General features: G+C 71.9%; 20 protein-coding genes. 6 read left to right on the plus strand and 14 right to left on the minus strand.

Annotation, left to right across the window (positions count from 1 at the left end; all coding sequences use genetic code 11):
* Positions 1-22: 22 nt before the first annotated feature.
* From wecB to ACFTXQ_RS26390, 8 genes are all read right to left on the minus strand, one after another.
* Entirely contained in the window at positions 23-1,219 is a 1,197-nt protein-coding gene (gene wecB, locus ACFTXQ_RS26355) for a non-hydrolyzing UDP-N-acetylglucosamine 2-epimerase (protein ID WP_382644851.1), read from the minus strand.
* Positions 1,220-1,541: 322 nt separating this feature from the next.
* Positions 1,542-3,227, minus strand: a complete 1,686-nt coding sequence (locus ACFTXQ_RS26360; RefSeq protein ID WP_382644853.1) for an FAD-dependent oxidoreductase — start codon at positions 3,225-3,227, stop codon at positions 1,542-1,544.
* A gap of 9 nt (positions 3,228-3,236) precedes the next feature.
* The gene (locus ACFTXQ_RS26365; RefSeq protein ID WP_382644855.1) at positions 3,237-4,541 is read right to left on the minus strand and encodes an MFS transporter; all 1,305 of its coding nucleotides are present in this window, start codon (positions 4,539-4,541) and stop codon (positions 3,237-3,239) included.
* Between the two features lie 8 nt (positions 4,542-4,549).
* Positions 4,550-5,335 (minus strand): SDR family NAD(P)-dependent oxidoreductase, encoded by a 786-nt coding sequence (locus tag ACFTXQ_RS26370; RefSeq protein WP_382644857.1) that lies wholly within the window; start codon positions 5,333-5,335, stop codon positions 4,550-4,552.
* Between the two features lie 154 nt (positions 5,336-5,489).
* On the minus strand, positions 5,490-6,926 hold the full coding sequence (locus tag ACFTXQ_RS26375; protein WP_382644859.1) for an MFS transporter: 1,437 nt from the start codon (positions 6,924-6,926) through the stop codon (positions 5,490-5,492).
* Positions 6,927-7,004: 78 nt separating this feature from the next.
* A complete protein-coding gene (locus ACFTXQ_RS26380; RefSeq protein WP_382644861.1) occupies positions 7,005-8,051 on the minus strand; it encodes a ParB/RepB/Spo0J family partition protein in 1,047 nt (348 codons plus the stop codon).
* Positions 8,052-8,249: 198 nt separating this feature from the next.
* Positions 8,250-9,173, minus strand: coding sequence for a UTP--glucose-1-phosphate uridylyltransferase GalU (galU, locus tag ACFTXQ_RS26385; protein ID WP_382644863.1), 924 nt, complete (start codon positions 9,171-9,173; stop codon positions 8,250-8,252).
* A gap of 61 nt (positions 9,174-9,234) precedes the next feature.
* Positions 9,235-9,825: a TetR family transcriptional regulator gene (locus ACFTXQ_RS26390; protein ID WP_382644865.1), complete on the minus strand. Its 591-nt coding sequence runs from the start codon at positions 9,823-9,825 to the stop codon at positions 9,235-9,237.
* A 350-nt stretch (positions 9,826-10,175) separates the two neighbouring features.
* Between ACFTXQ_RS26390 and ACFTXQ_RS26395 the strand changes: the two genes are divergently transcribed.
* Positions 10,176-11,369: an IS701 family transposase gene (locus tag ACFTXQ_RS26395; RefSeq protein ID WP_382644867.1), complete on the plus strand. Its 1,194-nt coding sequence runs from the start codon at positions 10,176-10,178 to the stop codon at positions 11,367-11,369.
* Between the two features lie 19 nt (positions 11,370-11,388).
* Here the strand turns inward: ACFTXQ_RS26395 and ACFTXQ_RS26400 are convergent, their stop codons facing one another.
* The 3 genes from ACFTXQ_RS26400 to ACFTXQ_RS26410 form a co-directional block, all read right to left on the minus strand.
* On the minus strand, positions 11,389-12,756 hold the full coding sequence (locus ACFTXQ_RS26400) for a phosphomannomutase/phosphoglucomutase (protein ID WP_382644869.1): 1,368 nt from the start codon (positions 12,754-12,756) through the stop codon (positions 11,389-11,391).
* 103 nt (positions 12,757-12,859) lie between these two features.
* Positions 12,860-13,837, minus strand: coding sequence for an NAD-dependent epimerase/dehydratase family protein (locus tag ACFTXQ_RS26405; protein WP_382644871.1), 978 nt, complete (start codon positions 13,835-13,837; stop codon positions 12,860-12,862).
* The gene (locus ACFTXQ_RS26410; protein ID WP_382644873.1) at positions 13,834-14,520 is read right to left on the minus strand and encodes a ScbR family autoregulator-binding transcription factor; all 687 of its coding nucleotides are present in this window, start codon (positions 14,518-14,520) and stop codon (positions 13,834-13,836) included. Before ACFTXQ_RS26410 ends, ACFTXQ_RS26405 begins: the two co-directional genes overlap by 4 nt.
* Before the next feature lie 103 nt (positions 14,521-14,623).
* Here ACFTXQ_RS26410 and ACFTXQ_RS26415 point away from each other — a divergent pair, with 103 nt between their 5' ends.
* Positions 14,624-15,607 carry a ScbA/BarX family gamma-butyrolactone biosynthesis protein gene (locus tag ACFTXQ_RS26415; protein ID WP_382644874.1) on the plus strand — a complete coding sequence of 328 codons (984 nt, stop codon included), beginning with the start codon at positions 14,624-14,626 and terminating at the stop codon, positions 15,605-15,607.
* A gap of 71 nt (positions 15,608-15,678) precedes the next feature.
* Here the strand turns inward: ACFTXQ_RS26415 and ACFTXQ_RS26420 are convergent, their stop codons facing one another.
* Complete coding sequence (locus ACFTXQ_RS26420) at positions 15,679-16,260, minus strand: TMEM165/GDT1 family protein (protein WP_382644876.1); 582 nt, start codon at positions 16,258-16,260, stop codon at positions 15,679-15,681.
* Between the two features lie 513 nt (positions 16,261-16,773).
* Between ACFTXQ_RS26420 and ACFTXQ_RS26425 the strand changes: the two genes are divergently transcribed.
* The 4 genes from ACFTXQ_RS26425 to ACFTXQ_RS26440 all read left to right on the plus strand — a co-directional run bounded on the left by ACFTXQ_RS26425 (position 16,774) and on the right by ACFTXQ_RS26440 (position 20,825).
* The gene (locus ACFTXQ_RS26425) at positions 16,774-17,418 is read left to right on the plus strand and encodes an HNH endonuclease family protein (protein ID WP_382644940.1); all 645 of its coding nucleotides are present in this window, start codon (positions 16,774-16,776) and stop codon (positions 17,416-17,418) included.
* Positions 17,419-17,522: 104 nt separating this feature from the next.
* Positions 17,523-19,181 (plus strand): alkaline phosphatase D family protein, encoded by a 1,659-nt coding sequence (locus ACFTXQ_RS26430; RefSeq protein ID WP_382644878.1) that lies wholly within the window; start codon positions 17,523-17,525, stop codon positions 19,179-19,181.
* Positions 19,182-19,331: 150 nt separating this feature from the next.
* Complete coding sequence (locus ACFTXQ_RS26435) at positions 19,332-19,958, plus strand: DedA family protein (RefSeq protein ID WP_382644880.1); 627 nt, start codon at positions 19,332-19,334, stop codon at positions 19,956-19,958.
* A 372-nt stretch (positions 19,959-20,330) separates the two neighbouring features.
* Entirely contained in the window at positions 20,331-20,825 is a 495-nt protein-coding gene (locus tag ACFTXQ_RS26440; protein WP_382644882.1) for a hypothetical protein, read from the plus strand.
* 48 nt (positions 20,826-20,873) lie between these two features.
* Here ACFTXQ_RS26440 and ACFTXQ_RS26445 read toward each other — a convergent pair whose 3' ends face one another.
* Both ACFTXQ_RS26445 and ACFTXQ_RS26450 read right to left on the minus strand, forming a co-directional pair.
* Positions 20,874-21,104, minus strand: a complete 231-nt coding sequence (locus ACFTXQ_RS26445) for a DUF2277 family protein (protein WP_382644884.1) — start codon at positions 21,102-21,104, stop codon at positions 20,874-20,876.
* 15 nt (positions 21,105-21,119) lie between these two features.
* Positions 21,120-21,782: a hypothetical protein gene (locus tag ACFTXQ_RS26450; protein ID WP_382644886.1), complete on the minus strand. Its 663-nt coding sequence runs from the start codon at positions 21,780-21,782 to the stop codon at positions 21,120-21,122.
* Positions 21,783-21,842: the final 60 nt, after the last annotated feature.

A 21,842-nucleotide genomic window follows, 5' to 3' on the forward strand; every position in this document is an offset into this window, starting at 1 on the left:
CGGGCCTTCCTCTCGGTGTCGGTCAGGTGCGGGCGAAGTCGGCCGTGCGGGCGAGCTCGACGCTGAGCTCGTCGACGGTGGTCTCGGGGACGAAGGGCACGGGGGCGGGTCCCAGGCCGAAGAAGTGGGCGAGGGCGGCGACGGTGCGCTCGGTGGCGCGGCCGTCGCCGTACGGGTTGGCGGCGTTGGCCATGCGGTCGTAGGCCTGCCGGTCGCGCAGCAGCTCCAGGGTGTGGGCGACGATTCCGGGGGTGTTGGTGCCGACGAGGCAGGCGGTGCCGGCGACGATGGCCTCGGAGCGTTCGGTGACGTCGCCGAGGACGAGGGTGGGCTTGCCGAGGGCGGGGCCCTCCTCCTGGCTGCCGCTGCTGTCGGAGACGATGACGTCGGCGCGGGCCATGAGCTTGCAGAAGCTGAGGTAGGGCAGCGGGTCGACCACGGTGATGTTCGGGTGGCCGCCGATGTACGGGAGGAGGGCCTCGCGGACGACGGGGTTGCGGTGCAGGGGGACGACGACGCGGACGCCGGGCTCGTCGGCGATCTGGGCGAGGGCCTGGCCGATCTTCGGCAGGTGCGGCCAGGCCTCGCGGCGGTGCGCGGAGGCCAGGACGACGCGGCGGGGGTCGGTGTCGAGGTCGGCGAGGGCGGGGTCGCCGTAGTGGGTGGCGCGGCCGCTGGCCCAGCGCAGGGCGTCGATGACGGTGTTGCCGGTGACGGTGATGGTGTCGGCGGCGATGCCCTCGCGCAGCAGGTTGGCCAGGTTGCCGGGGGTGGGGGCCAGGTGGAGGGCGGCGACCTGGGCGACGAGGCGGCGGTTGCCCTCTTCGGGGAAGGGGGAGCCGAGCCGGCCGCTGCGCAGACCGGCCTCGACGTGGACGACGGGGATCCGCTGGTGGAATCCGGCAAGGGCGCCGGTGAGGGTGGTGGCGGTGTCGCCGTGGACGAGGACCGCGTCGGCGGGGGCGGTGGCGAAGTAGTCCTCCAGGCCGCGCAGGGAGCGGTAGGTGACCTGGGAGAGGGTCTGCTTGGGCGCCATCACGTTGAGGTCCACGTCGGCGGTGAGGCCGAAGGCGTCGAGGGTTTCGTCGAGCATCTGGCGGTGCTGCCCGGTGGAGATCACGACGGGCTCGAAGCGCGGGTCTTCCCGGAGGGCGCGGATGACCGGGGCGAACTTGATGGCTTCCGGCCGGGTGCCGAGGACTACGGCGACGGAACGCATGGTTTCCTCTTCTTCCTTGTACGGGGTACGGATGGATCGAGCCAGGGCATGAGGCGTCAGGGGGCGGCGCGGCATGGCGGTGCCGCGGGGCTGCTGACGGGTGGTGGCCAGGGGATCGGATCTCGCTGCGAGGGGCTTTTCGGCTGCCCTCTTCCGGCCAAGACACAGCTTTCCCGGAGCGGCCCGGGGAGTCAACGAACCCCCTCGGGCACTCGAACACCCGCACGGAAAACGCCAGAAGCCCTGTGCGCCGGAGACCGGGCACAGGGCTTCTGAGCTGGGAAAACGTAAGCGTACTTAACGCGCCGCAGGGCGCGGCCGGCTAGCCGCGGGCAGGCTTGATGGACATGGAGTGCCGGAAGAAGTCGGAGGGGTCGTACCGCTTCTTCACCTGCTGGAGGCGGGGGTAGTTGTCCTTGTAGTAGAGCGTGGTCCAGGGCACGCCGGAGCGGTTGCGCTGCGGGTCGGTGATGTCGCGGTCGGGGTAGTTGATGTAGCAGCCGTCGGTGTTGTCGTCGATGAGGGGCACGCCTCCGGTCGCCGAGAAGAAGTCCTCGTACAGCTCCCGCAGCCAGCCCAGGTAGAAGCCGTCCTCCTTCTCGTCCTCCCAGAAGGTCTGGAAGCACATCTTGAAGATGGAGGACCGCTGCGCGTTGGCGGTCGCGTCGGGGGCGGCGGCGTTGACCTGCCCGCCGAAGGAGAACAGCACCAGCATGGTGTCCGGGTTGGTGAAGTCCGGGCGGCTCATGTAGCGGTAGAGCGCGGCGATCTGATGGTCGCTGAAGTTCTTCTTCATGTAGGCGGACTTGTGCGCGCCGCGCGAGGTGGGATTGGTGATGGTCGGGTTGTTGGTGCCGACCAGCCTGGTCGCCTGGAGCCACGGCAGTGTCTTGGGTTCGGCGAACTGTGGCATGGCGGGCAGTTCGCCGGTGGGGCGGGTCAGTGCCTTGGGTGTGACGCCGGTGCCGGTCGTGATGGCGGCGAGGTAGTCGTCCAGGAGTTTGCGGGCGTTGGGCACGGTCGCGTCGACCTGGGTGAACATGCCCAGGCTGCCGTGGGCCTTGGAGCTGACGTTGAAGAGGCTGGAGAGGTTGCGGTAGGGGGAGTCGGGTGCGCTGTTGGCCGCGTGCCAGGCTCCGAAGTTCTTCAGGAGCCGGGTGAACTTGGCCTCCGTCAGCTGCTCCCAGGGGAAGTCGACCGCGCTCACCAGGACCGTCGACGGCGGGGATATCAGCTGCTGGGACGGCTCGGAGCCCTTCGCGTCCGGGGAGCGGAACCAGTAGCGGGTGACCAGGCCGAAGTTGCCGCCGCCCCCGCCCGTGTGCGCCCACCACAGCTCGCGGTTCGGGTCGTTCTTCTCCCGGGTGGCCACGACGGTGCGTACGCCGCCCTTCCCGTCGGTCACCACCACCTCGACGGCGTACAGGTGGTCGACGACGAGGCCGTGGGCGCGGGAGAGCAGGCCGTAGCCGCCGCCCGCGATGTGCCCGCCGGCGCCGACGCTGTAGCAGATGCCGCCGGGGATGGTGACGCCCCAGCCCTTGTACAGGGCCTCGTAGACGTTCATCAGGCGGGCACCGGGCTCGACGACGAACGCGCGGAAGGCCGGGTCGTACCCCACGTGCGTCATCTCCGAGAAGTCGATGATGACCTCGGTTTCCGGGTGGGCGGCGAAGTCGGCGAAGCAGTGGCCGCCGCTGCGCACCGAGACGCGCTTGCCGGCCCGGACCGCGTCCCGCAGGGCGCGCTCGGCGTCCGCGGTCGAGCGGACCATCTTGACGTACTCGGGGCGGGCGACGAAGCGCTGGTTGTTGCCGGTGGTCAGCAGCGGGTAGCGCGGATCGCCCGGTGTGACGACGGCTCCGGTACCGGCGCTCCCGGCGGCCGCGCCGGAGGGGGCGGGGGAGGCGGCGGCCGCTACGGGGCCGGAGAGCGCGCCGGCGACGGCCGCGCCGCCGACTACGGCCGCACTGCGGGTGAGCATGGTCCGGCGATCGACACCGTTCATGGGTCTACCTCAACTTCCGTTCGATGGTGGGGTGCCGTGCCCGGCACCGGCGGGGAGGGTCTGAGCGGGACGTACGTGAGCGGAGGGTGTGGCGGGGGCTGGGGCCGGTCGGCCGGGCGCCGGTTGAGCGGTGCCCGGTTGCTCCGGCAGCGGGCTCGGCGGCCCGTTCCTGCGGTCGAGCCGCCCGGACAGCGCCGCGGTGCCCAGGCCGGCCGCGGCGAGCCCGGCACCGATCCAGGTCGGGGCGGTCCAGCCCAGCCCGTGGGCGACGGCGAGGCCGCCGAGCCAGGCCCCGAGGGCGTTGCCGAGGTTGAAGGCCGCGATGTTCGCCGCGGAGGCGAGGGCCGGAGCCCCGGCGGCCTGCTGCATCACACGGGCCTGCAGCGGGGGTACCGTCGCGAACCCGATCGCCCCGAAGACGGCGAGGGTGATCGCGGCGGGCAGGGCGGCGTGCGAGGTGAAGGTGAACACCACCAGCACCAGGCTGAGGCCGCCCAGGATCACGTACAGGCTGGGCATCAGGGTCCGGTCGGCGGCCCGGCCGCCGAGCACATTGCCCACGCACAGCCCGACACCGAAGAGGACGAGGAGCCAGGCGACCGCTCCGTCGGAGAAGCCGGCGAGTTCCGTCATCATCGGCGCGAGATAGGTGAAGGAGGCGAAGACGCCGCCGAAGCCGAGCACCGTCGTCGTCAACGCCAGCCACACCTGCGGCTTGCGGAAGACGGCGAGTTCGCCGCGGAGCGCGCCACTCTGGGGCCGCGGTTGCGCCGGGACCAGAGCGATGATGCCGAGCAGGCCGGCGACGCCGATGCCGGTGACGGCCCAGAACGTCGAGCGCCAGCCGAACTGCTGGCCCAGCAGGGTGCCCAGCGGTACGCCGAGGACGTTGGCGAGGGTGAGGCCGGTGAACATCAGGGCGATGGCACTGGCCTTGCGGTCGGGTGCCACCAGGTCGGCGGCGACGACGGACCCGATGCCGAAGAAGGCGCCGTGGGTGAGGGCGGCGATCAGCCGGCCGCCCATGAGGGCGGTGTAGTCGCCGGCGAGCGCGCACAGCAGATTGCCCGCGATGAAGATGGCCATGAGCGCCACGAGCATCGTCTTGCGGGGCAGCCGGGCGCCGGCCGCGGTCATCAGGGGCGCGCCGACGACCACGCCGAGGGCGTAGCCGGTGACCAGCATGCCGGCGGAGGGAATGGACACGGACAGGTCGCCGGCGACGTCCGGGAGCAGGCCGACGATGACGAATTCGGTGGTCCCGATGCCGAAGGCACCGAGCGCGAGGGCGAGGAGGGGGACGGGGAGTCTCATCGGCCGGATCAGATCTGCCGCAGAGCGCCGCCGTCGACGCTCCATTCGGCGCCGGTGACCTGGCCCGCGAGGGGGGAGAGCAGGTACGCGACGACACCGGCGACGTCGTCGGGGGTACCGATGCGGCCGCTGGGGAGCCGGCGTTCCTCGCGGATGAAGTGGTCGACGGCCTCGTCGGCCGGCAGGCCGAAGCGCGCGCCCAGCTGTTCGGCGAAGCCGCCGGGCGCGTCGAAGAGGGCCGTGCGGGTGGGCCCCGGGGAGACCACGTTCGAGCGCACGCCCCGTACGCCGAACTCGGCGGCCAGGGACTTCGAGAGCGACAGCAGCGCCGTCTTGGAGGCGGCGTAGTCGACGATGCCCGGGTCGGGGAAGCGGGCGGCCTCGCTCGCGACGTGGACGAGGACTCCCGATCCCGCGTCCAGGAGCGGGGGCAGGGCGGCGCGGGTCATGCGGACGGCGGAGTGGAAGTTGACCTCGAAGGTGCCGGCCCACTGCTCCTCGGTCACGTCGAGGAAGCCGGTACGGGATTCCAGCGCGCCCACGTTGTTGACGAGGCCGTCGAGCCGGCCGTGGCGCTCCAGCACGGTGTCGACGACCTGCCGGGCCGCGTCGGGGTCGGTGAGGTCGGCGGTGACGGTGCTCGCCCGGTCGCCGAGGGAGTCGGTGCTCCACGGCTTGCGGGCGACGCCGACGACAGTGGCGCCTTCGGAGGCCAGCAGGCGGGCGGTGGCCTCGCCGATTCCGGAGGAGGCGCCGGTGACGAGGTACACACGGTCTTCTATACGCAGGTCCATCAGGGTCCTTGGGAAGGGGAGGCCTTGGAAGGAAGAGACCTTGGGGAGAGGAGTTCTCGGGAAAGAGGGGCGACCCGGCTTCGGTCGGCGGGTCCGCGCGGGGCGGACGGCGTGCCGGGTCGCCCTCGTGGGGGGATTCCTCGGTGCGGTGCGCTCAGCCGGCGGCGGCGAGGCCCTTGGCGGCCTTGGCGCGGAGGAAGAGGACGGTGGTGATGGTGCCGAGGACGACCAGCGCGGTGTTGACGATGACCGCGGTCGTGATCCCCGCATGAATATCGGCATTCGCCGCGGCGATCGCCGACATGATCGGCGTACCCATCGTGATACCGATCTGCTGCGTCATCGTCGCCAGACCCGTCGCCATACCCTGCTCGTGATCCGGCAGACCCGTCGTCGCCGTCACCATGAACCCGACGATCACCAGCATGTTCCCGATACCACCCGCGAACGTCGCCGCCAGCAGCAGCCACATGCTCGACGAGGTCTCACCCAGCGCCACCAGACTCAGCGTCGCCACCGCCTGCAGCAGACCACCGACGATCAGGGTGGTGCGGGTGCTGGTCGCACCGATCACCCGCGGCGCGATCGAACCACCGATCACCGTGCCGATACCCAGAACACCGAACGACAGACCGGCAGTCAGCGGCGAGAAGTCCAGCACCTCCTGCAGATACAGGGTCATGAGGAAGACCAGGCTGGTCTCCGTCAGGAACGCGATCAGACCCGCGATATTGCCCCAGGCCACCGTCTTCTTCTTCAGCACACTCACCGGAACCAGCGGACTCGCCGTCTTCGCCTCGATCGCATAGAACACGACCAGCAGCACTACGCCGGCAGCCAGCCAGCCCAGCGCGGAAACCGAACCCCAGCCGTGCTCACCCGCCTGCGTCAGCCCGTAAATCAGCGCCAGCAGACCCAGGGTGACAGCAGTGGCACCCGGGAGGTCCAGCCTGGGCCGCTCGGACGGACGCGACTCCTTGATGACCGCGGGGGCAATCACCAGCACCGCGAGAGCGACCGGAACGTTGATGAAGAACGCCCACCGCCACGACAGCAGATCCGTCAGAACACCACCGAGGATCGCGCCCGTCGTGAAACCGGCCGACATCAGCGCACCATTGAGACCCAGCGCCTTCTGCCGCAGCGGACCCTCCGGGAACGACGTCGTGAGCAGGGACAGACCAGCCGGGGTGACCGCAGCCGTCGCAAGACCCTGGAACACACGCGCCACGATCAGCATCTCAGGGCTCGTCGCCAGACCACCCGCCAGGGAAGACAGGCCCAGGACCGCCAGACCCACCAGGAACAGCCGTCGGCGCCCGAACAGGTCCGCGACCCTACCGAACAGCAGGGTGAAACCGGCCGCGCACAACGCGAACGCCGTCGCGATCCACTGCAGGTTCGACAACGAGAAACCAAGACCGTCACCGATCACCGGCAACGCCACATTCAGGATCGAGAAGTCCACCGCCAGCATGAACTGCGCCACCAACAGGACGACCAGGACGAGCTTCAAACGCCCGTCCAAACGGGCCGGCGCATCCCCCTCCCCCACAGCCGCGTCAACCCGCGCGCCCTCCACAACCGACATCGCCACACACTTCCTTTCACACACACATTTACGGAGGCCTTCCAGCGCGGAAGGCCGGTACTTGCCGGGGGAACCGGCTCAGGCAGAGGTCTCCACCGAGGCGCGACGGCCCAGTTCTTCGGACAACTCCTGCCAGCCCCGCGCGACTTGGGCAGCGGCGGCGGCCGCGGTCTCGGCGCGGTACGGGGGAACCGCGGCGACGATCCGCTCGCGGTGGCGCAGCCCGCTCACCTGGAGGTCGAGCATGCGCAGCAGGAGCCGGCCGGCTTCGCTCAGCCGCAGCAGGGGGTCCTTGCACAGGCTGGCGACCAGGGACGGCAGTGCCTGCCCCCGGGCCGGGCCCCAGTCCGGGCCCCGGTCCGGCGCCGTTGCCGGGCCGGGGGCCGCATGGTTTCCGGAGCGGCGCTGGGTGGCGGGTACGGGATCCGCCCCCTCGCCGATCCGGCGCCGCACGTCCCGTACGGTCGACGGGGCGATGCCCGCCTCCCGGGCGATCTGGCGCAGGGAGGCGGTGGGACGGCCGGCGAGGAGCCGGGCGGCGGCCTCGCGGCCGCGCGCCGGGTCGGACGGCCGCAGCCGCCCGTCCTGTCCGACGCGGGCGTACGGCACGGGTGTCGCCGGACCCTCGCGTCTTCGGAGGGCCGCCACGGTCTTGGGTGCCAGCCCGGTCCGCCGCGCGATGCCGCGGTCGGACCAGTCGGGGTGGGAGCGCAGGATCCGCAGTGCCGCGGCGGTCCGTTCCGTGTGGGTCAGCGGCAGTCCGTGGCTGATGTTGGCCTCGACGGAGAGGACGAACGCGTCCTCGGCGCTTCCGTCGAAGTACGTCACCCCCACCGTGCGCAGGCCGCGCAGTTCGGCGGCCCGCAACCGGTGCGTCCCGTCGATGATCCGCATGGTGGCGCGGTGCACGAGCAGCGGGGGCAGCGGCTGCCCGGACTGGGCGAGGGCCTGTGCGTGGCTCTCGTCGATCCGGACGGTGCGGGGGGAGTCGGCGGAAAGCAGTGCGTCGAGCGGTACTTCGACCACGGCGGCAGGGGAGTCCGCCGTGGTCGCCGCACCCGCAGGGCGCGCGGCGTTCACGTCGTTCAGCGCGTTGACCGCGTTGACCGCGTTGAGCTTCCTCATGTGGTTCACCTCCCTTCGTGCACTCGATGGGCCGGACGGCGCTGTCTGCGTTCGGCTCCGGGAAAGAAATTACGTAACTACTGTTCGGTAACTACACCGGGCGCCGAACCCCGGTGAGATTTCGGCAACTTGGCGAAGTGGCGGTGTGGCGGGGTGGGCGACCGGCTAAGGTCCGCGGTCGCCCACCGGGCGGCCCGATCAGACCCCGACGAGCTCCTGCGAGCCCATGAACTCCCGCAGCCAGGCGAGGAATTCGGGCCCCAGGTCGTCGCGTTCGCAGGCGAGCCGGACCGTCGCCCGCAGGTACTCCGCCCGGTCCCCGGTGTCGTAGCGCCGGCCGGAGAACACGACGCCGTGCACGGGGCGGCCCGCCTCCACGAGGGCCCGCAGCGCGTCCGTGAGCTGGATCTCGCCGCCGCGGCCGGGGGTCGTGGACCGCAGGACCTCGAAGATCTCGGGGTCGAGGAGGTAGCGGCCGATGATCGCGAGGTTGCTGGGCTCGGTGCCGGGTGCCGGCTTCTCCACGAGGTCGGTGATGCGCACTCCCCCGTCGCCGGCCGCGAGCCCGGCGAGCCCCGGCTGCTCGACCGCGGCGCATCCGTACAGGTGGATGGAGTCCGGGTCCACCTCCATGAGGGCGACGACGCTGCCGCCGTGCCGGGCCCGGACCTCGGCCATACGGGCCAGCAGCGGGTCGCGGGGGTCGATCAGGTCGTCGGCCAGGAGGACGGCGAACGGCTCCTGCCCGACGTGCGGGGCGGCGCACAGCACGGCGTGGCCGAGGCCCTTGGGGTCGCGCTGGCGCACGTAGTGGATGTCGGCGAGCTCGGTGGAGGCGCAGACGCTGTCGAGCTTGTCCTGGTCGCCGCGGCGCTGGAGGGCCTCCTCCAGCTCGTAGTTGCGGTCGAAGTGGTCCTCAAGGGCCCGCTTGTTGCGTCCGGTGACCATGAGGATGTCGGAGAGCCCGGCGGCGACCGCCTCTTCCACCACGTACTGGATGGCCGGCTTGTCGACGACCGGCAGCATTTCCTTCGGGGTCGCCTTGGTCAGCGGGAGGAAACGCGTACCGAGTCCGGCGGCGGGAATGACCGCCTTGGTTATGCGGGAAGGTGTGGAATTCATGCCACCGAGGCTAGATGCCGCCGGTCCCCGCGGGCCTGAATTCCTCTTCTTCTCCGCCTACTTAGGCATTTTCGGTCCAGGACGGCGCCGCAATGCCGCGGCAGATGACCCGCCACAGTTCGCGCAGTTCGCCGACGGCCGTGCCGGGGCGGCGCATCCGGCCGCTGCGCACCCGCGCGAGCGTTCCGCCCATCAGGTGCGCCGTCAGCAGGGCGACCGGGCGCGGGTCCACGTCGGAGCGCAGGTCGCCCTCTTCGACCGCCCGGCCGAGCAGGGCTCTGAGCTCCGGAAGCCAGCAGCTGCACCACTCGGGGCCGGCGCCGGCGCGCTCCTGGGTCAGCCGTGCGGCGGCGCGTACGACCGCGTCCGCCTCGATTAAGCGGCCCAGGGCGAGGACGAGGGCGGAGACGGTGTCCAGCGCCGTTCCGCCACCGGCGCCGCGGGCCGTGACGCTCTCGACCACGGCGCGCGTGGTGGAGCGCCCCGATTCCTCCACGGCCGAGGCGAGTTCCGCCTTGGCCGAGAAATGAAAGGTGAGGGCGCCGATGGAAACCCCGGCGGATCTGCTCAGCCGGGAAAAAGACGTCCCGTCATATCCATTGCGGTCGAATTCGACGCCGGCCACCGCGATCAGATGATTCCGGGTGAGCACTCCGCGCTCTTGCTTTACCAATGCACTCTCACTGCCATCCAGGTTGTTCGCGACTCGCCGGACATGCGGGCCGGCGAGGCGACACCAGCCTCGTCCGGGTGTCGCGGGCACCACAACGCCGACTTGGCGAAGAAGCGCCCGCGCTCCCCTCCGCCCCCGCCCGCTCCGAGGGGGGTGTCGACGGCCTCCGGTACCAACGTGCCGAAGTCGTGGGGCAGATGCCAGCCCTGAGCTAGAAAAAAAACGAACGTTCTGTATTCTAAAAAGGTCCACCACCGCCGCCGCCCGTCGGCGTCCGCAGTGAAGGGGGAGAGATGACGGCACACACACGGCCCAGAGCCCTGGTTGCCATGGACACCACACTGGACGACTTCACCGAACGCCTCTTCGGCCACTTACCGCGCGCCGACCAGCGGCGCTGGGCCCGGGTCTACCTCCAGGGGCTGCTGACGACCCCGGGCAAGAAGTCCGTACGCCGGCTCGCGGCCTCGGTGACCGCGTCGCCCACGGCCTCCCAGTCCCTGCAGCAGTTCATCAACGCGAGCCCGTGGGACTGGGATCCGGCCCGCCGCGAGCTGCTCCGCTGGATCGAGGAACGGCACCCGGTGCACGCCTGGACCATCGGGCAGGCCGTCTTTCCCAAGCGGGGCGAGCACTCGGTCGGCGTGCACCGGCGCTTCGACCCGGCCGCCGGCCGCTCCGTCAACTGCCAGTTCGGCTTCGGCCTCTTCCTGTCCCTGGGCGGTATGAGCCTGCCCGTCGACTGGCGGCTGCTGCTGCCCGAGACGTGGGCGGCCGACCCGGTCCTGCGCCGCCGGGCGCGCATCTCGCCCGAGGTGGCGCACCGGACGCCGGAGGCGCTCGTCCTCGAACTCGTCGACTCGATGGCCGCGCACACCTCCTCGGTGCACGCGCCGGTGGTCGCCGACCTGAGCCGTCTGGCCGGTGCCGGCCCGCTCATCGGCATGCTCGGCCGTCGGGGCCACGACTTCCTGGTGTCCGTCCCGCCGGCACTCGCGGTCAGTGCCGCCGGCTTCGCCCCCGGGCGCGGCGAACCGGTCGGGGTACCGGGCAGGGAGACCACGGCGGGCGACTTCGCCCGCGTGGGCAACACCCGCCATCCGTACACGGCGCTGCTGGCCGGACCCTCCGCACAGCCGCAGAGGCTACGCATCCACTCGGGGCTGGTCCGGGTGCCGGGGGCCGAGACGGGCAGCCCCGGGACGCGGCAGACGTACCGGCTCTTCGGCGAACGGCGGCCGGGGCCCGGCCACCGGGGCGGCCCGGTCTGGATCACCAACATGACCGAGCACCGGATGGACGACCTGCTCCACCTGGTGCGGCAGTCGGCCGCGTCCGCCCGCGCGCTGGGTTCACTGGCGGAGGATTTCGGCCTCCTCGACTTCGAGGGCCGCTCCTTCCCCGGCTGGCACCACCACATGACCCTGATGTCCGCCGCGTACGCGTACAAGGGTCTGCCGGCCCTGCGGGAGCGGCAGGGCCGGCAGGGCTATCCGGTGATGGAGGTCCGGCAGTCCGCCTGAAACTAACCTGAAACGACGGCTATCCGCGGATGAGGGTCAGGGCCTCGTCGCAGATCTTGGCCAGGGTCGCCTCGTCCCGGGCCTCCACGTTCAGGCGCAGCAGGGGCTCGGTGTTGGAGGCGCGGACGTTGAACCACCAGTCCTCACCCGTCACGGTCAGGCCGTCGAGCTCGTCCAGCGTGACGTCCTCACGGCCCCCGAAGGCGGCCTTGACCGCGGCCAGGCGGGCCCCCTGGTCCGCGACCGTCGAGTTGATCTCCCCCGACCCCGCGTAACGGTCGTAGGAGGCCACCAGCGCGGACAGCGGGCCGTCCTGCCCGCCAAGGGCCGCCAGCACGTGCAGCGCGGCCAGCATGCCCGTGTCCGCGTTCCAGAAGTCCTTGAAGTAGTAGTGCGCCGAGTGCTCGCCCCCGAAGATCGCACCCGTCTTCGCCATCTCCTCCTTGATGAAGGAATGACCCACACGGGTACGGACCGGGGTGCCGCCGTGCTCCCGAACCACCTCCGGCACCGACCACGAGGTGATCAGATTGTGGATCACCGTGCCCGACCCGCCATTACGGGCCAGCTCACGCGCCGCCACCAGGGCCGTGACCGCCGACGGGGACACACCCACACCCCGCTCGTCCACGATGAAACAACGGTCCGCGTCCCCGTCGAACGCGATCCCCAGATCAGCGCCCTCCGCGATCACCCGCGCCTGCAGGTCCACGATGTTCTTCGGGTCCAGCGGGTTCGCCTCGTGGTTCGGGAACGTCCCGTCCAGCTCGAAGAACATCGACACCACATCCAGCGGCAGGCCCTCGAACACCGTGGGGACCGTGTGACCGCCCATACCGTTGCCCGCGTCCACCACCACCTTCAGCGGACGGATCGCCGACAGGTCCACCAGCGACTTCAGGTGCGCGGCATAGCCGGTGAGGGTGTCCTGCTCCGTGACCGTGCCCGCAGTCGTGCCCTCCGGGATCGCCGGGGCACCCTCCTGCGACCACTTCTCCACCAGCTCGCGGATCCGCGACAGACCCGTGTCCTGACCCACCGGAGCCGCACCCGCACGGCACAGCTTGATCCCGTTGTACCGGGCCGGATTGTGCGACGCCGTGAACATCGCACCCGGCAGACCCAGCGAACCCGACGCGTAATACAGCTGATCGGTGGAACACAGCCCGATCAGCGTCACGTCCACCCCACGCGCCGCGGCACCACGGGCGAACGCGGCCGACAGGCCCGGAGACGACGGACGCATATCGTGCCCGATCACGATCGCCGAACCACCCACGACCTCGACGAAAGCCGCACCGAACAGCTCCGCCAGGGACTCGTCCCACTCGTCCGGCACGACACCACGCACGTCATACGCCTTGACGATGTTCGAAAGGTCGGGCATTTCAGCTCCTTCAGGGATGACCGGCTGGATCCGGACGCTACCCCGCCGGCCTCCCGCAACGGCCCGACCGGCTCGATCGCGTTGAGGCTTTGGCACATCGCCGTCACCCGGGCACCGGCCCACCCCGCTCCCTGTACCACTGGGCGGCCTCGCCCAGCCGGGCCAGCGGGCCGGGCCCCGGCTCGATCCCGGTGAGCTGCCACACCGCGTCGGAGCGGTACCAGTGGTCCCGGGCGAGCAGCGTGAACTGACGCTCGCTCACCCAGCCGGGCCGCTCGGCCAAGGCTTCCAGGCACCTGTGCCACGGCCAGTCCTCGGCCGGGCCCCTCGGCAGCACCCCGTGGCCGGCGAGGGCGTCCATGAGGTCGCCGTTGCGCACCGGCGCGGGGTGGTGGGCGTGCAGGACGCCCGTCGCCCCGGCCGCCGCCGAGGTCCCGTCGGCGAGCGCGAACGCCGTGATCAGCCGCGCCAGATCGTCGACGTCGACGAACGAAGCCATCCCCTCGCCCCCGCCCCACCCCGCCGGTACGCGCCGGAAGGCGTCGACGAGGGCCGGTACGACCCACCGGTCGCCCCGCCCCAGCACCAGACCGGCGCGCAGCACCAGGCCCCCGGCGTCGAGGACCGGCTGTTCTCCCGCCAGCCGGCTGCGGCTGGCCGGCGATACCGGCGCGGGGGTCAGCTCGCCCACGTCCTGTCCGCGGTGGGGGCCCGGACCGTAGACCGCGCAGGTCGACAGCTGGACGATGCGCCCGACGCCGGCCCGCCGCGCCTCGGTCACGAGGGCCGCGGTGCCGGTGGCGTTGACCGCTTCGCACCGTGCCTCGTCCGCTCCGATGTAGGAGGCCAGGGAGAGGACGACGTCCGCGCCGTCGCACACCCCGCACAGCGAATCCGCGTCGGCCAGGTCCGCGTCGGCCCAGCGGACACCGGGACCGGAAGCGGTGGCCGCGCCGGCAGGTGGGGGCGTACGGGAGACCGCGCACACCGAGACGTCCGGCCCGGCTTCCGCTAATCGGCGCAGCACCGCCGAGCCGACGAAGCCCGTGGCCCCCGTGACGACCACGTGGCGCACGCTCACGCGGGCCGCTCCAGCTCCTGCTCGTGGCCCTGTTCCGGCTGGTCCGCCTCCGGGTTCGTCGGAGGCAGCGTCAGACGCATCTCCCTGCGGGTCGCTTCGGTGGCGACGGCGGGCAGCAGGTAGCGCCACAGCGAGGCGATCCGCTGCGGCAGGTCGGCCCGTCCGGTGGAGGCCTGCGAGAAGAGCTGGGCCCCGGTGAAGGAGCTGACGAGCACCCACGCCAGCTCGTGGTCGTCGACGTCCGGCTGGAGTTCGCCCTTGGCACGGGCGAAGCGCAGCTGCTGGCGGAACTCCAGCAGCCAGGCCTGGTAGGCCACGTCATCGCGCAGGCCGAACTCGCCCTGTTCCACGGCCAGTCGCACGCCGGCGCGGAGCACCGGATTGTGCTGGAGCTGTTCGGCGAGGTAGAGGGTGATGTCCACCAGGTGCTGGAGGCCGTCCTCACCGGCCGGGAACTCCAGGCCCTCGCCCTGCCCGACCATGACGGCGTAGGCGAGCTCCTCCTTCGAGCCGAAGTGGAAGTACATCCCGCCCTGGGTGACGGCGGCGCGGTTCATGATCTTGCTGATGCTGGCCCCGCTGAAGCCGAACTCGTCGAAGACCTCCGCAGCCGCTCGCAGGATGGCCGCTCTGGTCTGCACTGCCCTCTGCTGGGGTGCGCGTTGCCGCTTGCGGTCTGACATGGAGCCTCATTCCCCTCGACAAAAAAAACGAACATCCTCTATTTTAAGTCCTGGCGCCATTCAAGCACCAGTTCGCGTCCGACGTTTCAAGGGGGGCTCACCCGTGACCGTGTTAGCCGAACATGCAACTCCGCCGATCCTCGCGCTCAGCAGCGCCTTGCCGCGTGAGTACGTGCACAAGAGCGCGCACTCCGAAGTCCTGCTCACAGGGTGGCGTGAGATCGCGCCCGACGAGTACGTCATCACCGCCCAGTGGCCGCGGACCCACAGCTTCTACACACCTGTCGCGGGCCGCCACGACCCCCTGCTCCTCGCCGAGTCCGTACGCCAGGCCATCCCGCTCCTGAGCCACGTCGCGTACGAAGTCCCCTTCGGGCACCGGCAGATCTGGGACACCTTCAGCTACGCGATCAACCCCGAGGCCATGGTCGTCGGTTCGTCGCCCGCCGACATCACGCTGCGCGTCAGCTGCTCCGACATCACGCGCCGCGGCCGTCGGCTGGCCGGCCTCACCATGCACGTCACGGCCACGCGGGACGGCGTCTTCCTGGGTCACGCCGAGGCGGCCTTCACCAACCAGCCGCCCGCCATCTACCAGCGCCTGCGCGGGAGTTACGCGGACATCGAGCGGGTGAACGCCCGGATGCTCCCGCTGTCGCCGCCGCTGACGCCCCGTCGCGTGGGCCGCGACCGCTTCCACGACGTGGTCCTCGCCCCGACCAGCTCCACCCACCGCACCCAGCTGCGGACCGACATCACGCACCCGATCCTCTTCGACCACCCGGTCGACCACGCTCCCGGCATGCTCCTCCTGGAGGCCGTCCGCCAGGCCGCGTACGGCGCCGCCTTCCCCCGGCAGGGCTTCCTGACCGCCATGGAGATGCGGTTCTTCCGCTACGCGGAGATGGACGCACCCTGCATGATCGAGACGCTCCCGGCGCTCGAGGGCATGAGCGCCGCGGGCCGCCTCCCCGTCCGCGTCCACGCCCGGCAGAACGGCGAGGACGTCTTCACCGCCACGGCGACCGTCACCGCCACCGCGGCCGTGACGCCGGCCGCCCCGCTGCGGAGCTACGCCGCGGCCTGATCCTCCCCGCCGGGGGCGCCGCACCCCATCCCCCCTGCGGCGCCCCGGGGGCTCCCCCCTCCCCTCGCGGGTCAGCCCGCGATCGCCTCGTACAGCGAGAAGACGGCCAGCGCCGCCATCACCGCGGCCGCGACCTTGGTGATCAGCCGCAGCGGTACGTACTTCATCAGCGTGCGCCCGCCCAGGATGCCGATGCCGGCGACCGCCCACAGGGCGAGCACGGCGCCGACGCCGACGGAGAGGGGGTTGTCGTAGCGCGCGGCGAGGTTGGCGGTCATGATCTGTGTCAGGTCGCCGAACTCCGCCACGAGGATCAGCATGAAGCCGGCCCCCGAGACCTTCCAGAAGGACTGGTCGGCGGGCGCCTTGACCTCCTCGTCCCCGTCGTCCTTCTTCAGGAGCAGCATGGCCGCGCCCGCGAGGAAGAGGAGGCCGACGACGGCCTGGACGAGCCGGTGCGGGAGCAGGGTCAGCACGCTGCCCGCGGCGATGGCGAGCGCGACGTGCACGGCGAAGGCGGCGGCGACGCCGGCGAAGACGTACGAGGCGCGGTAGCGGGTGCCGAGCATCAGGCCGGAGAGGGCCGTCTTGTCGGGGAGTTCGGCGAGGAAGACGACGCCGAAGGCGATCGCCGTGACGGTGAAGCTGAACACGGGGGTGAAACCTCAATCGGTCGGGCAGGACGCCATCGGACCGAGAGACCTGGGGTGTATCAGGGGTCGCTTCGGCTCGGCGGCACCCTGGCTTGCGTGTGCGCGCACGAGCGCGCCTACGCCTGGACAGGACACTGCGGCCGAAGGTCTCGCTGGCCGGCCGCTCGCGCGGCCTGCCTCCGGGCGCCGGCTGGGGTGACCCAGCAGTATGTCGACGGTCCGGCGAAGAGCTACTCCCCTTCTGCTCCGTACAGGGTACGCGACGCCGGCGGGTGCCCGGAATAGGCCTTTGGTCCCGAACGCCCTCCCGGTGATCGCCACACCCCTCCCCTCCAGGCCGGAATTCCAACTTCCGTTTAAACAAAGGGTCTTGTACGGCTTGATGTGACGTGCACATGTCGCCACGCTGTCACCTGGCGCCCATCCCCGCGAAACCCGGCGCCGCCAGCATGGCCGCGGCCCACCGGGCCGCACGGCCTTCCCCCCGCATCAAGGGAGCCCCTCATGGCAGTCATATCCAGCATCTACGCGCGTCGAATCGGTGTGCTCGCGTCAGCCGCCGCGCTCGCCGCCCTCACCTCCCTCGTCGGCGCCCCGACCGCCCAGGCCTCCCCTCCCACCCCCATCAGCGCCGCGGCCGCCCGCTCCTACCTGGCGACGGTGACCCCGAAGGCGGAAGGCTCCACCAGCGGCTACAGCCGTGACCTCTTCCCGCACTGGAGCACCGTCTCCGGCGCCTGCAACACCCGGGAGACCGTCCTCAAGCGGGACGGCGTGAACGTCGTCCAGGACTCCGCCTGCGCCGCGGTGAGCGGCAGCTGGTACTCCGAGTACGACGGCGCCACCTGGACCGCCGCCTCCGACCTCGACATCGACCACGTCGTCCCGCTCGCCGAGGCCTGGCGCTCGGGCGCGAACTCCTGGACCACCTCCAAGCGCCAGCAGTTCGCCAACGACCTCACCCGCCCGCAGCTCATCGCGGTCACCGACAACGTCAACCAGGCCAAGGGCGACCTCGACCCCGGCAAGTGGCTGCCGCCGCGGACCGCCTACCGCTGTACGTACGCGCGGATGTGGGTCCAGGTGAAGCAGTACTGGGCGCTGAGCATGGACTCGGGTGAGAAGACGGCCCTGGTCGGCATCCTCAACGGCTGCTGACGGACGCCGCCCGAGGCGGTCGATCTTTCCCCCGCCAGGGGGAGGCGAGGCTCCCCCTCCCCGTCGTACCGTGATCGAAGGGGCTACGGAGGAGGGGGAGTTGCATGGCCGGATTGCGTCTGGGGCCACTGCTGCGCCATGTCGACTGGGACACGGGCGGCGCCGCGACCATCTGGGTCGAGGCGGACCGCCCGTGCACGGCCGAGGTGCGGTGCGCCGACGGGGCGGGCGGCAGCGAGCGCACCTTCCAGATATCCGGTCACCACTACGCGCTGGTGCCGGTGACGGGCCTGACCCCGGGGGCCACCACGGCGTACGAAGTACTGCTCGACGGCGTGCGGGTCTGGCCGCTGCCCGACAGCGGCTTCCCGCCGAGCACGATCACCACCCCGGCCGTGGCGGGCCACGGCCGGCCCGCGCCCGGGCTCCGCGTCACCTTCGGCTCCTGCCGGCAGGCCGCGCCGCCCGCCACCGGCCGCCGGCCGCACGGCGCGGACGCCCTCGACACCCTCGCGGCGCGGCTGGCCGCCGATCCGCAGGCGGCGCGGCCGGACCTCCTGCTGCTGCTCGGCGACCAGGTGTACGCGGACGCGCTGTCCCGGGAGACCCGGGCGTGGCTCGCGGCCCGGCGGGATCTGCGGGAGCCGCCCGGAGCCCAGGTCGCGGACTACGAGGAGTACACCCGCCTCTACTACGAGTCCTGGCTCGACCCGGAGATCCGCTGGCTGCTGTCGACCGTGCCGAGCCTGCAGATATTCGACGACCACGACGTCATCGACGACTGGAACACGAGCGCGGCGTGGCTGGCCGAGATGCGGGCGACGCCGTGGTGGCAGGAGCGGGTGCTCAGCGGGCTGATGTCGTACTGGGTGTACCAGCACCTCGGGAACCTCTCCCCCGCCGAGCTCGCGGCCGACGGGCTCTACGGCGCGATACGCAAGACCCCGGACGGCACCGATCTGCTGCGCGCCTTCGCGGCCGCGGCGGATGCCGATCCGGGCACGGTGCGGTGGAGCTACCGGCGCGACTTCGGCCGGACCAGGCTGCTGATGGTGGACACCCGGGCCGCTCGGGTGCTGGCCGAGGACGGCCGGGCCATGCTCGACCCGGCGGAGCAGCAGTGGCTGCGCGACAACGCGCTGGCCGGGCACGGCGGTTACGACCACCTGCTGATCGGGTCCTCCCTCCCGTGGCTGATGCCGCCGCTGATCCACGACGCGGAGACGTGGAACGCGGCGCTGTGCCGCGGGGAGCGGGGGCCGCGGTGGGCGCGCCTGGGCGAGGACCTGCGGCGGCGCAGCGACCTGGAGCACTGGGCGGCGTTCCCGGCCTCGTTCGCGGCGCTGACCGATCTGATCGAGGAGGTGGGGACGGGCCCGCGGGCACCGGCGACGGTGTGCGTGCTGTCGGGGGACGTGCACCACGCCTATGTGGCCGAGCCCCGAATAGCCAGCACGGCGCGCGTGTTCCAGCTGACGTGCTCGCCGGTGCACAACTCCATCCACACCGCGGTGAAGCTCGGCTTCCGGCTGGGCTGGTCCCGCACGGGCCGCTGGCTGGGCCGCGCCTTCACCCGGCACGCCCGCACGGGCCGACCGCCGGTGACCTGGCACCGTACGGGCGGCCCCTGGTTCGGCAACCAGTTGATGACCCTGACCCTCACGAACCGCTCGGCCCGCCTCCAACTGGACCAGGCCCGCAGAAGGGGCAAAACGGCCCGCCTGACGACGACTCTGGACCGCGTCCTCACGCCCCCGGAGTAACCCGCCCGAAAACCGCCCGGTTCCGCCCCGGGGGTCCGGGGCGCGGGCGCCGGGCGTACGCTGTATGGCTGTCAAGCCGCTCCAGCCGCTCCCCCGCGACGCCGCGGCGCTTCATGCCGCAGCACGTGAACCGGACTGGGGAGTCCCGCCTTGTTTGAGACTCTGGGGTCGCTGACCGCGAGCCCATGGATCTACGCCGTGGTGGCGGTGTCCGTCGTGCTCGACGTGTTCCTCCCGGTGCTGCCGAGCGGGGTCCTGGTGATCACCGCCGCGGCGGCCGCAGCGGCCGCCGGGGCGGCCGGTCCCGTGCCGGTGCCCGCGCAGGTGCCGGACATCCTGGCCCTGCTCGTGATCGCCACGACCGCTTCGGTACTGGGTGACATGGCCGCGTTCCGGCTGGCCCGGCGCGGCGGGGCCCGGCTGGACCGGGCCATCGCCCGCTCCCGCCGGCTGACCCGGGCCCACGACCGCCTCGGCACGGCTCTGGCCCGCGGCGGCGGCGCCCTGGTCGTGATCGCCCGCTTCGCCCCGGCGGGCCGCTCGGTGGTCTCCCTGGGCGCGGGCAAGACCCACCGCAGGGCCGCGGAGTTCCTGCCCTGGTCGGTACTGGCGGGCATGGCCTGGGCCGGCTACAGCGTGGCCCTCGGCTACTTCGGCACCCAGTGGCTCGGCACCCAGTGGCTCGCCACGGCCCTCTCCGTCGTGGCCCTCTTCGCCGCCGGCGCCCTGGCCGCCTTCGTCCTCCGCCGCCCCCCAACCCCCACCCCGGCAACGTAACCTCCACCGCTCGAGGCACCTCCAGCCCCGCCGGGCGCCTGCGCCTACGCCTACGCCTTCGCCATATCCAGCCTCGCCGGCGTTTGAGGCGCGGGGTCTGGGGCGGAGCCCCAGGGGCCCGGGCACAGCCCGGTGCCCGGAGCACGCCCCCGGGCACCGGGCGGGAATCCACGGGCCGAGGCCCGCCCCGCCCCCCACCACCCCCCGGGAGGGAATCGGCTCGGCCGGCCGGAGCAGTGCCTCACCCGTTCACCCGGCCCCGATCGCCGCCCACGTCCCGGGCTCCTAGCGTCACAGCACGGTGCGCAACCGAATCCGCGTCACATCCGTGCCCTGGCCGCGCCGTTTCGAGGAGCCCGAGGAGTTCTCTCCATGCCCGCCAAACCCGCCCCCGCAACGCGCCGCCTGCTGGCCGTCGCCGCCGCGACCCTGGTCGTCGCGGCCGCCACTCCCGCCACCCTCGCGTACGCCCGCCCCTCCGCCACCGTCTCCCCGAGCACCGTCGCCCCCGGCGGCCGGGTCGGCCTCAACATCGTCGGCTGCCGCACCCGAGTCGCCCGGGCCTCCTCCAGCGCCTTCGGCGACGTACGGCTCACCCCCGGCAGTCCGCAGGGCACCAGCCTCTTCGCCAGCGCCACCGTCTTCCCCAACGCCAGTCCCGGCGCCCACCGCGTGACCTTCGAGTGCGACGGCCCGGGCGGCGAGTCCGTCACCGTCTCGCTCCAGGTCACGCCGGGCGCGGCCCGCGGCGGCACCGGCGGCAGCATCGACTCGATGAGCCCGGGTCAGATCGCCGTCGGCGGCACCCTCGTCGCGGGCGCGCTCGGCGCCGGGGTGTGGGTCATGCGACGCCGCTCGTCCGCCTGACGGACCCCCGGGCCAGCGGTACGCAGGGGCAGGGCCAGGGGCCGGCCGTCACACGGTGGCGGCGGCGGCCCGTCCCCGTACGACCATCCCGTCGAGGAGCAGCCGGGTGGCCTCGGCGACGGCTTCCACGGCCTCCTCGAACACCTCGCGGTTGTGCTCGGCGGGGGCCCGGAATCCGGACACCTTCCGTACGTACTGGAGGGCGGCGGCGCGGATCTCCTCCTCGGTGGCCTTCTCGGGGATGGCGGGCGGGCGCAGGGTCTTAATGGAGCGGCACATACCTCCACTATCGCGCTAGCGCGGCAGCTCGGCCCCGGAAAGCCGCAGGATCAGCGCGGCCTGCAGCCGCCCGCGCAGTTCCGGGTCCGCGACCTCGTCCAGCAGCCCGATGGCCTGCTGGGTGGATTCGGCGCCCCGCCGGTCGTCGCGCAGCGAGGCGGTCTGGTCGGCCATGTGCTTGAGGGCGATGTCGGCCCGCCGGTGGAAGAGCTGGCCGATCAGGGCCGTGACCAGCCCCACGGAGCTCGTCACGATGCCCAGGTACAGCTCCCCGCCCGCCTCGGCCTTCCACACGGCCAGCCCCACGCCCACCAGCAGGATCGTCGTCCCGACCGCCGCGAAGAACTGGCTGGTCAGGAAGCTGCTGCGGGCCTGCGTGAGCCCGTAGGCGTAGTACTCGACGAGCAGGGGCGTGAAGTCGTCGCGCCGGTCACCGAGCTGGGCCGGCTGCTCCGGGGAGTGCCGGATCGCCCCCACGTCGTCGAACTTCGGCGCCTTCACCGCGCGCGGGAACTCGGCGCCCGAGGTGGGCTCCACGACCGGTGCGAGCAGCCGGGCCCGCTCCTCGGCCCGCCTCCGCTCGAACCCACCGCTCACCGCCCGCTGGAACATGACCAGCGCCACCGAGGCCGCGGCCACCGCCCCGACCACCCCGCCCCACGCCAACCACCCGCCCATCCCCCGACGATCCCACGCCCCGCCCGCCCGGCATAGCGCCCCGACACGTGCAGCCCGTCG

Origin of the sequence: Streptomyces sp. NPDC057010 (assembly GCF_042673805.1) — a bacterium.
Lineage (GTDB): Bacteria > Actinomycetota > Actinomycetes > Streptomycetales > Streptomycetaceae > Streptomyces.

Bases quoted from the DNA above. Each gene is read 5' to 3' on its own strand.
- wecB (WP_382644851.1), bottom strand. From the start codon at position 1,219: ATGCGTTCCGTCGCCGTAGTCCTCGGCACCCGGCCGGAAGCCATCAAG.
- ACFTXQ_RS26360 (WP_382644853.1), bottom strand. From the start codon at position 3,227: ATGAACGGTGTCGATCGCCGGACCATGCTCACCCGCAGTGCGGCCGTA.
- ACFTXQ_RS26365 (WP_382644855.1), bottom strand. From the start codon at position 4,541: ATGAGACTCCCCGTCCCCCTCCTCGCCCTCGCGCTCGGTGCCTTCGGC.
- ACFTXQ_RS26370 (WP_382644857.1), bottom strand. From the start codon at position 5,335: ATGGACCTGCGTATAGAAGACCGTGTGTACCTCGTCACCGGCGCCTCC.
- ACFTXQ_RS26375 (WP_382644859.1), bottom strand. From the start codon at position 6,926: ATGTCGGTTGTGGAGGGCGCGCGGGTTGACGCGGCTGTGGGGGAGGGG.
- ACFTXQ_RS26380 (WP_382644861.1), bottom strand. From the start codon at position 8,051: ATGAGGAAGCTCAACGCGGTCAACGCGGTCAACGCGCTGAACGACGTG.
- galU (WP_382644863.1), bottom strand. From the start codon at position 9,173: ATGAATTCCACACCTTCCCGCATAACCAAGGCGGTCATTCCCGCCGCC.
- ACFTXQ_RS26395 (WP_382644867.1), top strand. From the start codon at position 10,176: ATGGACACCACACTGGACGACTTCACCGAACGCCTCTTCGGCCACTTA.
- ACFTXQ_RS26400 (WP_382644869.1), bottom strand. From the start codon at position 12,756: ATGCCCGACCTTTCGAACATCGTCAAGGCGTATGACGTGCGTGGTGTC.
- ACFTXQ_RS26410 (WP_382644873.1), bottom strand. From the start codon at position 14,520: ATGTCAGACCGCAAGCGGCAACGCGCACCCCAGCAGAGGGCAGTGCAG.
- ACFTXQ_RS26430 (WP_382644878.1), top strand. From the start codon at position 17,523: ATGGCCGGATTGCGTCTGGGGCCACTGCTGCGCCATGTCGACTGGGAC.
- ACFTXQ_RS26440 (WP_382644882.1), top strand. From the start codon at position 20,331: ATGCCCGCCAAACCCGCCCCCGCAACGCGCCGCCTGCTGGCCGTCGCC.
- ACFTXQ_RS26445 (WP_382644884.1), bottom strand. From the start codon at position 21,104: ATGTGCCGCTCCATTAAGACCCTGCGCCCGCCCGCCATCCCCGAGAAG.
- ACFTXQ_RS26450 (WP_382644886.1), bottom strand. From the start codon at position 21,782: ATGGGCGGGTGGTTGGCGTGGGGCGGGGTGGTCGGGGCGGTGGCCGCG.